Source organism: Streptomyces sp. HSW2009, from assembly GCF_040240285.1.
GTDB lineage: Bacteria > Actinomycetota > Actinomycetes > Streptomycetales > Streptomycetaceae > Streptomyces.
Genome location: NZ_JBEHZD010000200.1, coordinates 1 through 12421 on the forward strand (window position 1 = coordinate 1; position 12421 = coordinate 12421).

The window sequence follows — 12421 nt, forward strand, 5'->3', positions numbered from 1 at the left end:
CCCCCCCCCCCCCCCCCCCCCCCACCCCCCCCCCCCCCCCCCCCGCCCCGCCCGCGCGGCGCGGGCGCCCCCCCCCCCCCCCCCCCCCCCCCCCCCCCCCCCCCCCCCCCCCCCCCCCCCCACCCCCGCGCGGGCCCACCCCACGCAGACCCACGCACGAGCGGCCACCCGACACGGACGCCGCCCCGCTCCCGCACGCCCGGGCCCGCCCGGGCGCACTCAGACCCGCTCGGACACCGCCTCCTTGATCAGATAGCCCATGCCGCGCCGGGTGTGGATCATCGGTTCGCGGCCGGCGTCGATCTTGCGGCGCAGATAGGAGACGTACAGCTCCACGACGTTGTCCCGGCCGCCGAAGTCGTAGCTCCACACCCGGTCCAGGATCTGCGCCTTGCTCAGCACCCGCCGCGGGTTGCGCATCAGGAAGCGCAGCAGCTCGTACTCGGTCGCGGTCAGCCTGATCTGCACCCCGCCGCGCTCGACCTCCTGGCTGTCCTCGTTGAGCGTCAGGTCGCCGACGGTCAGCAGCGAGGCGGGGCGCTGCGCGACCGGCGCCGCCGCGCGCCGCAGCAGCCCGCGCAGCCTGGCGATGACCTCCTCCACACCGAACGGCTTGGTCACGTACTCGTCGCCGCCAGCCGTCAGCCCCGCCACCCGCTCCGCCCCGGCCTCCCGCGAGGCCAGCAGCAACACCGGCACGCCGGGCACCTCGCGGCGCAGCCCGGCCAGCACGGTGCGGGCGCCGCCGGCGGACGGCATCAGGTCCACGACGGCGGCGTCGGGACGGAAGTCGCGCGCCGTCATCACCGCGCCGCCGTCACCCCCCGCCGTACGGACGTCCCAACGCTCGGAGCGCAGCGCCATCGTCAGCAACTCGGCGAGCGGTACGTCGTCTTCGACGACCAGGACCCGTACGGGACGGCCGTCGGGTCGCAGCAGCTCGGTCTGCCCGGTGGGCGAGGGGGTGGTCATGGCAGCAGCGTGGTCCGGCCGGGTGAGAACGGTCTTGCGGCTTTCTGTGAATACCCTGAGAAAACGGGACGGGGTCGTGTGCGGTGACCGCCGGGACTTCGGGTGCGTCGGGCCTGCGCCCGGCTGGCGCTCGGGATGGGGCAGGTCCTCGGCCGGCCGGCACTCGGGATGCGGCGGTCCCGCGCCCGGCCGGCACTCCGGACGTGGCGGGCGCGCGCCGCGGCCCGTACGCCCGCGCCCCACCCGGCGCACGGGGCGGCGGGGCCGGCGCGCGTCACCAGGACGGACTACGAACCGCACCCACCAACCGGAATATCCGGGCCGCCCGGGCCGCTGTTGCCTCCATGGCATTCAACAAGCGTCTTGGCAGGGTCGGCATTTGGAGCTTGGGGCTGAACGCCACCGACCCCGCGCGGAGCGGTGAGATCGGTGAGGCGGCGGCCGAGTTGGAGGAGCTGGGGTTCGGCACCCTGTGGATCGGCGGCAGCCCCTCGGTCGACCAGGCCGTGCCGCTCCTGGCCAACACCTCGCGGGCCACCGTGGGCACCAGCATCATCCGCATCTGGGACCAGCCGGCGGCCGAGCTCGCCGCCCGGCACGCGGAGCTCAACGCCACGTACGGCGGCCGGTTCCTGCTCGGCCTCGGCGTGAGCCACAGTGAGACCATCGACAAGGGTGACCACCCGCTGGTGGCGCGCCCGTACTCGGCGTTCAAGGAGTACCTGACCGCGCTCGACACCGCGGACACACCGGTCCCGCGCGAGCAGCGCGCGATCGCCGCGCTCGGCCCGAAGATGCTCGAACTCGCCCGGGACCGCACGCTGGGCGCCCTGCCGTACCTGACGACCCCGGAGCACACCGCAGCCGCGCGCGAGACGCTCGGCCCCGATGCGCTGCTCGCCCCCGAGTTCAAGGTGGTGCTCGACCCCGACATCGAGCGCGCCCGCGCCACCGCCCGCGGCTACCTCGCGTTCTATCTGACGCTGGCCAACTACCGTAAGAGCTGGCTGCGTTCCGGCTTCACGGAGGCCGACTTCGCCGACGGCGGCAGCAACCGCCTGCTGGACGCGGTCTTCGCGCTCGGCGACGCGACGGCGGTGCGCCGCCGGGCCGACGAGTACCGCGCGGCCGGCGCCGACCACCTCGCCATCCCGGTCGTCGCCGCCGACGACCAGGGCAACCCGGTCGACCTCCCGCTCCCCCAGTGGCGCGCGCTGGCGGAGGCGCTGCCGCTGGCGGACTGAGCGAGGGGTGGGGGCGGGGCGCGGTCCAGTAGGGGCGGGGGCCGCGTTCGCTCGCGCCTTGCGGCGGGGCGGCCGTCGCTGATGCGGTACGGACGGAGCGGGGTTCGCTCGCCCATTGCGGCGGGGCGGCTGTCGCTCGCGCGTTGCGGCTCAGACCGTGGGCGCCGGCCGCGCCGTGCCCGGGTTAGCCCCCGCGGGTCGTACGCGATGGCAGCACGGACAGCCCGGGTAGGACCCGCGTGCGACCTGCGAGCAACCCACGTACGACCCGCGGCGCCCACCCGAGCACCCACCTTGCGCCCACCCGGCACCTGGCATCCGGCACCCACCCGGAACTCCGGAGACGCCCGGCACCGCGTCCCGTACCGTCGGCGCATGAACATTCTCGCGATGTCCGGCAGCCTGCGTGCCACGTCGTCCAACGGCGCCGTCCTGCACGCGGCGTTGGACGGGCTCGACCCCGCGCTCTGGACCGTCGCGCACGCCACGATCGACACCCTGCCGCACTTCAACCAGGACCTCGACGGGGGCGACGCGACCCCGCACCCGGCGGTCGGGGCGCTGCGGGCCGCCGTCGCCGCGGCCGATGTGCTGCTCGTGGTGAGCCCGGAGTACGCGCACGGCGTGCCAGGCGCCCTCAAGAACGCGATCGACTGGCTGGTCAGCAGCGGCGAACTGGTCGACAAGCCCACCGCAGTGATCACCGCTTCCCCGCACCCGGCCGGCGGCGAGTTCGCCCACGGCCAGCTCCGCGAGACGCTCGGCATGCTCCACGCCCACCTGGTCGAACCCGCCTGCCTGCGCATTCCGTTGATCGGCACGAAGGTGGACCGGGAATCGGGACGCGTCCACGACGAGGCGACCCGCGCCGAACTGGCCACGGCCCTGACCGCCCTCACCAAGGCGGCCCCACAGCCCCGCTGACCATCGGCCGCCAGCCAGCGGACGGGCCCACCCCACCCCCGGCAGCCCGGGCTCACGGGCCCACAGCCCCACCGGCCCGCGAGCAACCCCCGTCCAACCCACGGCCCGTAAGCCAGTAAGCCCATACGCCTACGAGCAACCCGCAACCCACAACCCACCCAAGCCCAACGCGCGCATCCCCGCATGTCCAACCCACACCCAACCCACCACCCGGAAGGCGTCCCACCATGAGCAGTGTGCAGACCATCCACGACGTGCCCGTCCTGCGGTGCGCGGCCGAGGGCGAGCCGATCCGCAGCGAGCAGGACGCGCTCGACCTCATCGGTGACGCCGGCTACCAGGGCGCGCAGTGGGTGGTCATCCCCGTCGAACGGCTCGACCCCGCGTTCTTCCAGCTCCAGACCCGTATCGCCGGCGACATCATCCAGAAGTTCGCCAACTACCGGCTCGGCCTGATCGTTCTGGGCGACATCACGGCCCACACCGCGACCAGCACGGCGCTGCGCGACTTCGTCCGGGAGAGCAACCGCGGCCGGCAGAACTGGTTCCTGACCGACGAGGACGAGTTGGAGGCGCGGCTCGCGGGTTAGCGTCCGGCGGGTGGCCGCGCCCCGCCGAGGTGATCAAGCCCCGGCGGGATGGTCAAGCCCCGCCGGGGTTGGTCACGCCCCACCGTCGGCCCCCGCGATCCCCCACAGCCTGGCGGCGTTCCCGTAACAGACCGCGCGCAGCCACTCCGCGTCCTGGTCGAGCCGGGTGAGGGCGTCCAGGGCGTGCCGGTAGCCGTACGGGATGTTGGGGAAGTCGCTGCCGAACAAGATCCGGTCGCCGAGCGCCGCGCGCCGCGGGCGCGCGGCGCGCGGGAACGGCAACAGGTCCTCGGTGAAGTCAGTGAACGCCATCGTGGTGTCCAGGTACACCCCGGGATACCGCTCGGCGAGGTCGAGGAACTCCGCGTACTCCGGCATCCCCAGGTGCGCGACGACCAGCCGCAGTCCGGGGTGCCTGGCCAGCACCCGCCCGATCGGCCCGGGCCCGGTGTGCGCGCCGGGCGCCGGCCCCGACCCACAGTGCGTCACCACCGGCACCCCGGCCTCCGCGATCGCGCCCCACACCGGGTCGAGCAGCGGATCGGCCGGGTCGTACGCGCCCACCTGTACGTGCGACTTGAACACCCGCACCCCACCGGCCAGCGCCGCACCGACGTACGCGGCGGCCTCCGGCTCCGGATAGAAGGTGCCGGTCCGCAGGCAGTCCGGGGTACGGGCGGCAAAGCCTTCGGCCCAGTCGTTGAGCCAGCCGGCCATGCCGGGCTTGTGCGGATAGACCATCGAGGTGAAGGCCCGGACGCCGAACCCGCGCAGGGTGGCGAGCCGTTCGGCCTCCTCGTCCCGGTAGGTGATGTGCCAGGGGCGGCCGAGCAGCGGCTCGACGCCGTCGAAGTACGCCCACACCTTGGCCAACACCCGCTCCGGCATGAAGTGGGTGTGCACGTCGATCAGCCCCGGCAGCCCGAGCTCCGCCCAGAACCGGACGACCTGCTCCCGTTCCTGCTCCCGCTCACGCTCGCGGTCCTGCCCGCGCTCGCGGTCGCGAATCCGCTCCCCGCCCAGTTTCCCGGATCGGCCGGCATCGATCCCGTCCCACCCACCACCGGCGTCCCGTCCACGATCCATGCCGCCCACGGTGTCAGAGCCACCCACCGAGAACCAGGGGTCCCAGCCGACCAACCACCGGGCAACCCCAACCACCCTCGGCCACACCCAAGCCACGCCGGTGCACGCACACACACAACGACCGAGGGCCCGGCAGCAACTGCCGGGCCCTCGATCTTCAAGTAGCGGGGACAGGATTTGAACCTGCGACCTCTGGGTTATGAGCCCAGCGAGCTACCGAGCTGCTCCACCCCGCGTCGGTAAAGGCAACCTTACGGGAAAGTCCCCGCAGAGGGAAATCGATTCACCGCCGCCCGGCAACACCGCTCTGACCAGCCCTTCCGCACCGCCCGCAGCATCGGCGCCCAACCCCAGCCGGCCCCCACCCAACTCCCACCCGCCATGACCTCAGACACATCCACCGCAATCCGCCACCGCCCCGCGCCCCGCACGCACAAGCTGCCGAGGACACCCAAGCCCACCGAAAGGGGTCGGCGTGCTCTTCCTCCTCGCCCCGGCGTTCCTGGCCGTCGCCGCGGGGGTCATCGCCTTCGGCATCCGCTGCCTCAAGGCCGCCCTGCCGGGCGCCGCCGACCCCGAACCCGGCTGGCGCCGCACCGTACTCGCCCTCACCTACGCCGGCGCGGCCGTCACCACGGCCGCCTACGGGTTCGGCGTCCTCGTCCTGATCTCCACGCTCGCCAAGGGCGAGGACGGCGGCGCCGACTCCGCCCCCGTCCCCGCCGACCACCCGTGCCGCGTACGGCTCCACGACGCCGCGGTCGTCGACTACGACGTCCACTTCCTCACCCTGCGCACGGTCTGCATCACGGACGCCGGAGACCGCAAGGCCGTCGAAGACGTCCCCCAGGAAGTGCGCATCGCGGCAGCCACCTCAGCCCTGTGCACGGCCCCCCTGGCAACGACCGCCCTGGCAACCCGAAGACCCGCCACCACGGCCTGAACCCGCCACCCACCCGCGAGCGCGGGTGACGGGCCACCACACCACAGACACGCCGTACGCAGACACGCCGTACGGCTGGGTGCCAACCAACAGCTGGGGACTGGCCAACAGCTCAGGCGTCGGGGTTCTCGCCCGCAGCAACCTTCCTGACCCGCTCCACCTGGAGCTTGGCGAGCTCCGTCAACTCGGCGTCGCTGTCGAGTTCGAGCGAGCGCACCCGCACGACGGCGCCGCCCACCCGCATGACGACCTGCTTGACCGTCCCCGTCACCGCCGACTTGGGCACGTCGGCGAAGGACTCCGTCTCATCGGCGCCCGCGTCCACCTGCATCATCTTCACTTCGCCGGTGGCCTGTTGGCGGGCCGAAGCGCCCACCGCCTTCTGCGCGACCGTCGCGTTCCCGGGCCCGTCGAAGGCGTAGATCCCGAACTTCACCGTCACGTACGTGCCGCCCTCGGCCCGTACGACCTCAGAGTCCCCCGCGGCCACCAGTCCCGTGCACGCGGTCCCGGTGTCCTGCTGGCAGGCGCGCAGTGCCGACGCCTCACCCAACGTACGCGGCGTACGCGCCGCCCACCCCGCAGGAACACTGCTCCGACTGGGCAACGCCTGACTCACCTGCGCCGCACTCCGCAACAACCCCCCGTCCTCCGCTTCCCCGGCCCCGGCCTCCCGCTCCCCTTCACTCGCCCCCGCCGACCCTTGCCCAGCCCCACCAACAACCCCCTGCTTATCCCCACCCGCACCATCTCCACCATCCCCGTCATCCCCACACCCCGCCAGCACGGCCACAAGCGCCACACCAACGGCAATCCCCCGCATCCATCGGGACACGTCCAACCCCCTCAACTCGATTACTGAACGTGTACAAGTCAACACCACGGAGGGAACGCGGCACCAACCGGTTTCGGGGGTGGGGTGGTTGGGTGGGGCGCGGTTTCGGGGGTGGGATGGTGGGGCGCGGTTCGGTGGGACGGCTGGGCGGTGACGTGGGGGTCCGCGCGAGCCGAGCAGCGAATCCCCCCTCGCCCCCGGGAACTCCCGCTGCAACGCGGGTGAACCCCGGGGCGTGCGGGGGACCGCTACGGCAGAGCGGCCACGGATCAGCGTCCGGGGACCACGTGGCCGACCACCTTCGCGACGACGTCGGTGATCAGCGGGCCGCAGCCCTCGGGGGCGCGGCCGGCGAATTCCAGGGTGAAGTGGTCGTCCACGGCGATGAACTGGAGGCTCTTGTTAACCGAGGCGAATCGGGGGCCGATGGGGGTGTACGTGTCGCCCACCGGGTCCGCGGTGGGGGGAATCACCTGGGCGCTGTAGGACTGCTCGCCCATGTCCTTGGCGCACGCGGGATCGGTGTTGCGGGCGTGCTTCCAGGTGACGTTGACGACGGAGCCCGAGTCCGCCTCGAACTCCTGGGAGATGCTGCCGGCGCCGATGTCGACCGCCTGGTACGTGTACTGGGTGAGGCCACGGCTGTAGAGCGTCACCCCGCCGCGCGCGTCGGCGCCGGCGACCTGCCAGTCGCCGATGTTCTCGCCGTCGTAGTACTCCACGACGCCCCCCGCCGGGGCGGTCGGTGCCGAGAACGTGCCGTTCTTGATGAGGTTCCCGGCCGCTGCCGCGGGGTGGACGGCGGCGGTGGCGGACAGGACGGCGGCGCCCAACAGGGCTCCGACGGACGTGCGCTTGGTCATGCCGATTTCCTTCATTCGTGGAGTGCGTGAACCGCCGTTGCCACATGGGCAGTTGGAGGCGCGGCGGAGCCGGTGGCCGTGGTGGGTGGGGCGAGGACGGACGGATGCGTCAGGTGGGCGCGGGCACCGGAGCCGCGGGGGTCGTCGACGGTTCGCTCCGCGCGCCGGCGAGAACGAGGGCGGGTACCCCGCCTTCCGCGCGGCACCCGCAGCCCACTGCGCGCCGTCAGAAGATGCTGAACACCGGGACGATGTGCCCGCTGGCGTCGGCGGGAAGATACTGCTCGTTGCCCAGGTACTTGACCGAGTAGCCAGAGAACTCACCGGCGATCGAGTCACCGAAGTCGCTGACGCTGCCCGCGTCCAAGGTGGCGACTCCCTTTTCGTTGGTCTGCGACGTGCCAAGGTGCACACCGTGGTCGCCGACGTACCATTCGATGTCCTCGTAGGCCAGCGGCTTTCCCCTGCTCGTCAGTCGGCACTTGCCCTCCGCGTGGAAGCCGGAGAGGAAATTTCCCTTGGTGGTTTCGGCCGTCAAGCTCGTCTGCTGCTTCGCGGCCGGCTGTTGAACGGGTGGCGTCGTCTGCGACTGGTCGCCACCAGCCGGGATTCTCTTGGGCGACATGATGTTCTCCGTACGATCTAGCGAACACGCTTTCCGTGATGCGAACGGAAGCAACCTCTCACGCCACGGCGCATTTGCCATTCGCGCGGGAAACGAATCGCCGATCTCAGTAACCTATCCGGACGAACTCCGCTCCCCCGTTGCCGTACGCGCATATCGAGCGCCGCACGTCGAAGGCGCGAGAGGGCCCAACTGCGGCCTGGGCAAGGGCCAGACGACGCCGGGACCAGCGCTGAGGCCAGCGGCGGCGGCAACCGATGATCACCCTGGCGCCAGCGGGAATTCCCAAAAGCCCCTCCCCCGCACCCCCATCGGAATTCCCGATCGGCGAATAAGGCGATAACAGGCCCCCATGGTTTCAGCGAGTGCGCCGCCCCGGGCCTTTCCTCGCCCGCGGCAATTATCCGCGCGGGGCCGGACCCCTTGACATAAAGATCGGCAACAAAGGGGGGCGAAGTCTTGCCGCGCATTGCGGAAACGTTTATTGCGGTCGCCCATCCGCCACTCAGCGGCCGTTGCCACCGCATCGATGCCGATACTGATGTCGATCCTGCTGCCGCCGATGTCACCACATACGCCAGAGGGCCCTTCCAGCAACTGGAAGGGCCCTCTGGTCTACTGCGCGCTCGGCAGGATTCGAACCTGCAACCTCTTGATCCGTAGTCAAGTGCTCTATCCGTTAAGCTACGAGCGCTTGCTTCCCGGCGTTTTCTTGCCCGGTCGGCGTTGCGAGAACAACATTACATGACCTGCGCCGCGAGGTGAAATCCGTTTGCTCCACCGCCTCTGACCTGCGGAAACGTCAGCGTTCCATGATCAGCGGGGTGCGGCGCCGAGGGGTGGGGGTGGCGTGGGGTGGGTGTTCCCGCTCCGGCCGGGCGTCGCGCCGTGCGGGGTGCCGCTCCGGGGGTGGTTCGCCCGTGCGGACACACCCTGCGGTCCAACCCTCCGCCGCGCCACACCCACGCCTGCGCCCGTTCCTGCTTCCGCTCCCGCTCCCACTCCCGCTCCTGGTGCGCGTTCCGCCGCGCAGTCGCGTACGAGACAGCCAGTCGCGTACGACACGGCCTCGGGCCCGCCCCGGCACGTACGGCGCGTACACGCGCGACACGCACGCGTACGACACACCCTGCCCGGCGCGGGGTCGTGGACGCAGGGCCGGTTCGGGGGAGGTCACGCAGTGTGGCCCCACGCGGTGTGGGGCATGCAAAAGCCCCGCTCGTCGGAGGACGGGCGGGGCTCGTACGGGGCGGAGGCTCCGGGATTTGAACCCGGGATGGGGGGTTACCCCAAACCGCATTAGCAGTGCGGCGCCATAGACCAGACTAGGCGAAGCCTCCTTGCAGCTCGCGCGAGCGCGAAGTGCGTGTGCAGATGATGGCACAGCCTCGCGGGCTGTCACCAATCGCGGCCTACCGTACTAGGCGTTCGTGCGGAGCAGCAAAGGCTTACGGCGGCCATCCGGGTGGCTTTTGTGGGGCTTTCCGGCGATTCGTCGGTGCGGAGCGGAGTTTCTGCGCAACGCCCGCCACACCGGCGCGTTAGTCGAACGAGGGCGCGCCGCGTCCCCTCGTCGCACGATTCCGGGAGTCCTGGATGTCATCGCACCGTTCGCCGCACCGCCTGGCCGTGGCCGTCGCCGCCGCTGCTGCCGCCGCCGCACTGCCCGCCTTACTGGGCACCCCGTCCGCCGCCGCCAAACCGCTGCCGGTTCCGGCCCCCGGTCCGGCCCACCACCTGGTCGTCACGGTCTCGGACACCGGCCAGGCCGCGGACGCCCGTACCTACGACCTGTACTGCCACCCCACCGGCGGCAACCACCCGAGCCCCGCGGCGGCCTGTGCCGAGGTGTCCAAGAAGACGGTGTGGGGGGCCGACCCGTTCGCACCCGTGCCGAAGGGGACCGCGTGCACCAAGATCTACGGCGGTCCCGCGACGGCGCACGTGGCGGGCCGCTGGTCAGGGCGGCCGGTGCGGGCCGACTTCTCGCGCGCGGACGGGTGCGAGATCAGCCGCTGGAAGAAGTTCGCCGCGCTGCTCGGGACGCCGCGTACCTGACCCGTACGGGGTACCTGATCCGTACGGGCGATGCGCCGACCGGCGCTCCGCAGGGGGGCACGGCCCGCGGTCCGGCGCTCGGGGGCGCCGGCGGCGGACCGGCCCGCGGGCGGGGCGGCGGTGGCCCGTCATGCCGGGCCGGCGTCGATGACCCGTCGTACGGATGTGCCGTCGACGGGCTGCGCGCCCCGCCGTGCCCCTGCTCGGGACGTCGTTCCGGGTGGGGGCACGGTGCTGCCCGGGGCCGGCGGGTCGGCGGCGGTACGGGGCGGGGCGCGCCCCGGGGGACGGGTCGGGCATGCGTTCTGCGGGGGCGGGTCGTGGGGGCCGGGACGCGCGGGGCGGCGGGGTGCCGGTCGGGGGTCGACGGGGCGCCGGCCGCGTGCCGGTGGGGTGCCGGTGGTCGGGCTGGTCCCGGTTCGGGGGCGGGCGTCGGGCCCGACGAGGTTTGTCCCGGGGTGCGCCGTCCGGGGGCCGCGGCTCGTGCTCGCCCCGGCGTCGTCCGCGCGTCATGCGCCCCACATCCGCCACCCCCGCGGCGGCCCCTGCCCGTAGACTCCTCCCCCAGTGGCACCCACGGGGCGGGCGAGGAAGCCGGGCCCGGTGCCCGCACGGAACGTAGATCTGGGAGGAAGCGTCGTCGTGAGCAGCAGGCCATCCCGAGGCGCTGCTCGCCTCGCGGCGATACTCGACGCCCTCCCCGACGCCCTGTTGCTCGTCAACTGCAACGGCACGGTCGTCAACGCCAACCACATCGCCCTGGAGACCTTCGAGACGCCGGGCACCGCGCTCGTCGGGCGCGGGCTGCTCGACCTGTTGCCGTCCTTCGACTCCAAGCGCATCCCCGGTTCGATGCGGCGGCCGAGCGACGACCGGGGCGAGGACGGCAGGACCAAGCCGACCCGGATGGTGGCGCGGCGCACCGACGGCACCCAGTTCCCGGTCGAGGTCACCAGCGCCAACCTGGAGGACGGCCGGACCCCGTACGTGGACAGCCACGGCTACACCGGCGACGAGCTGCTCATGCTGGTGGTGCGGGACCTGACGGGGACGCTCGACACCGAGGCGGAACTCGCGCGGCAGCAGCGGCAGACCGAGATGATCCTGCGCGCCGCCGCTGAGGGCGTCGTGGGCGTGGACACCGACGGCAAGGTCGTCCTGGTCAACCCGTCCGCCGCGCAGATCCTCGGCTACCGGGCCAGCGACCTCGGCGGCCAGGAGCTGCACCCGCTGATACAGCACACGCGGGCGGACGGCACGCCGTTGCCGTACGAGGAGACGCCGCTGGCCGACACGTTGAGCTCGGGGCGCAAGCACCGGGTGCGCGGGCAGGTGCTGTGGGCGAAGGACGGTCGGGCGGTGCCGGTCGACCTGACGACGGCGCCGGTGCGCGACGGCGACCAGTTGGTGGGCGCGGTCATGACGTTCACCGACCGGCGTTCGTACGACGCGCTGGCCGCGCGCCACGCCCAACTGCTGGCCGTGCTCGACGTGTCGCTGCGCGGGCCGCTGCACGAGTTGCGGGGCGAACTCGGCGAGCTGGTCGCCGACCCGGCCGGTCAGTTGTGGCCGGAGGCCAACCAGGTCCTGCACTACCTCGCCGCCGGCTATGCCCGGATGACGACCCTGGTCGACAACGTCCTCAGCTACCAGCGGCTGGCCGCCGGCAAGGAGCGGCTCGACCGTTCGGTCGTCTCGCTGGAGACCGTGGTGGCCGCCGGCGTCGAGGGCGCGATCGAGCTGATCGGGCCGGGGCGGGCCCAGTTCGCGGTGCACGCGCCGCCGATCGAGGCCGAGGTGGACCCGGTCCGGCTGGCGCAGGCGCTGGCCCATCTGATCGCCGATGTGGCCGGCCTCGACGCGACCGGCAACGCGACGGCCGCCGCCCCCGGCGACTCGACGATCGTGGTGGCCGCGGCGCAGCGCGGCGACGTCGTACGGATCGAGGTGCGCGGTCCGCACCCGGGCGGCGACGCGGTGCACGAGCCGATCGTGCGCGGGATCGTCCGCAAGCACGGCGGGGTGCTCCAGACACACGAGATGCCCGGCATGGGCGGCAGCGCGTATGTGCTCGAAGTACCGCTCTCCGCCGACGGCAAGCCGCTGACCAGCGGCCGGGCCGATACGGACGACAGCACGGGCGCGGTGCGGGTGCCGGTGGAGGACAACGCCACCACCGTGATGCCGGTCCCGACGGAGCCGGCGCGCGGTACGGGCGGTGCCGGCGCGGCAGGTGCTGCGGGTGCGGCCGGCGCGGCGGGTGTCGGGGACGGCACGGGGG

The 12421-nt window shown here is 72.6% G+C and carries 11 protein-coding genes and 3 tRNA genes; 6 read left to right on the forward strand and 8 right to left on the reverse strand.

Features of this window, described 5'->3' with window-relative positions:
- Positions 1–219 precede the first annotated feature (219 nt).
- Positions 220–972 (reverse strand): response regulator transcription factor, encoded by a 753-nt coding sequence (locus AAHZ94_RS16695; protein WP_349993688.1) that lies wholly within the window; start codon positions 970–972, stop codon positions 220–222.
- 344 nt (positions 973–1316) lie between these two features.
- Here AAHZ94_RS16695 and AAHZ94_RS16700 point away from each other — a divergent pair, with 344 nt between their 5' ends.
- From AAHZ94_RS16700 to AAHZ94_RS16710, 3 genes are all read left to right on the forward strand, one after another.
- A complete protein-coding gene (locus AAHZ94_RS16700) occupies positions 1317–2216 on the forward strand; it encodes an LLM class F420-dependent oxidoreductase (RefSeq protein ID WP_349993689.1) in 900 nt (299 codons plus the stop codon).
- A 375-nt stretch (positions 2217–2591) separates the two neighbouring features.
- On the forward strand, positions 2592–3140 hold the full coding sequence (locus AAHZ94_RS16705; RefSeq protein WP_349993690.1) for an NADPH-dependent FMN reductase: 549 nt from the start codon (positions 2592–2594) through the stop codon (positions 3138–3140).
- A gap of 227 nt (positions 3141–3367) precedes the next feature.
- The gene (locus AAHZ94_RS16710) at positions 3368–3730 is read left to right on the forward strand and encodes a DUF4180 domain-containing protein (RefSeq protein WP_349993691.1); all 363 of its coding nucleotides are present in this window, start codon (positions 3368–3370) and stop codon (positions 3728–3730) included.
- Between the two features lie 72 nt (positions 3731–3802).
- On the opposite strand, the gene AAHZ94_RS16715 is transcribed toward AAHZ94_RS16710, so the two are convergent.
- A complete protein-coding gene (locus AAHZ94_RS16715) occupies positions 3803–4816 on the reverse strand; it encodes an amidohydrolase family protein (protein ID WP_349993692.1) in 1014 nt (337 codons plus the stop codon).
- Between the two features lie 162 nt (positions 4817–4978).
- Positions 4979–5052, reverse strand: a tRNA-Met gene (locus AAHZ94_RS16720).
- Between the two features lie 239 nt (positions 5053–5291).
- Here AAHZ94_RS16720 and AAHZ94_RS16725 point away from each other — a divergent pair.
- Positions 5292–5759, forward strand: coding sequence for a hypothetical protein (locus tag AAHZ94_RS16725; protein WP_349993693.1), 468 nt, complete (start codon positions 5292–5294; stop codon positions 5757–5759).
- Positions 5760–5871: 112 nt separating this feature from the next.
- Here AAHZ94_RS16725 and AAHZ94_RS16730 read toward each other — a convergent pair whose 3' ends face one another.
- From AAHZ94_RS16730 to AAHZ94_RS16750, 5 genes are all read right to left on the reverse strand, one after another.
- Positions 5872–6312, reverse strand: a complete 441-nt coding sequence (locus tag AAHZ94_RS16730; protein ID WP_349993694.1) for a hypothetical protein — start codon at positions 6310–6312, stop codon at positions 5872–5874.
- A 551-nt stretch (positions 6313–6863) separates the two neighbouring features.
- Positions 6864–7457: a DUF642 domain-containing protein gene (locus AAHZ94_RS16735; RefSeq protein WP_349993695.1), complete on the reverse strand. Its 594-nt coding sequence runs from the start codon at positions 7455–7457 to the stop codon at positions 6864–6866.
- Between the two features lie 226 nt (positions 7458–7683).
- Positions 7684–8082, reverse strand: a complete 399-nt coding sequence (locus tag AAHZ94_RS16740; protein ID WP_349993696.1) for a hypothetical protein — start codon at positions 8080–8082, stop codon at positions 7684–7686.
- A gap of 621 nt (positions 8083–8703) precedes the next feature.
- Positions 8704–8776: transfer RNA gene (locus AAHZ94_RS16745), tRNA-Arg, on the reverse strand.
- 556 nt (positions 8777–9332) lie between these two features.
- A tRNA-Ser gene (locus AAHZ94_RS16750) sits at positions 9333–9422 on the reverse strand.
- A gap of 256 nt (positions 9423–9678) precedes the next feature.
- Here AAHZ94_RS16750 and AAHZ94_RS16755 point away from each other — a divergent pair.
- Together AAHZ94_RS16755 and AAHZ94_RS16760 are read left to right on the forward strand one after the other, a co-directional pair.
- Entirely contained in the window at positions 9679–10140 is a 462-nt protein-coding gene (locus AAHZ94_RS16755; protein ID WP_349993697.1) for an SSI family serine proteinase inhibitor, read from the forward strand.
- A gap of 642 nt (positions 10141–10782) precedes the next feature.
- A partial coding sequence (locus tag AAHZ94_RS16760) for a PAS domain-containing protein (RefSeq protein WP_349993698.1) occupies positions 10783–12421 on the forward strand: 1639 nt, incomplete at its 3' end.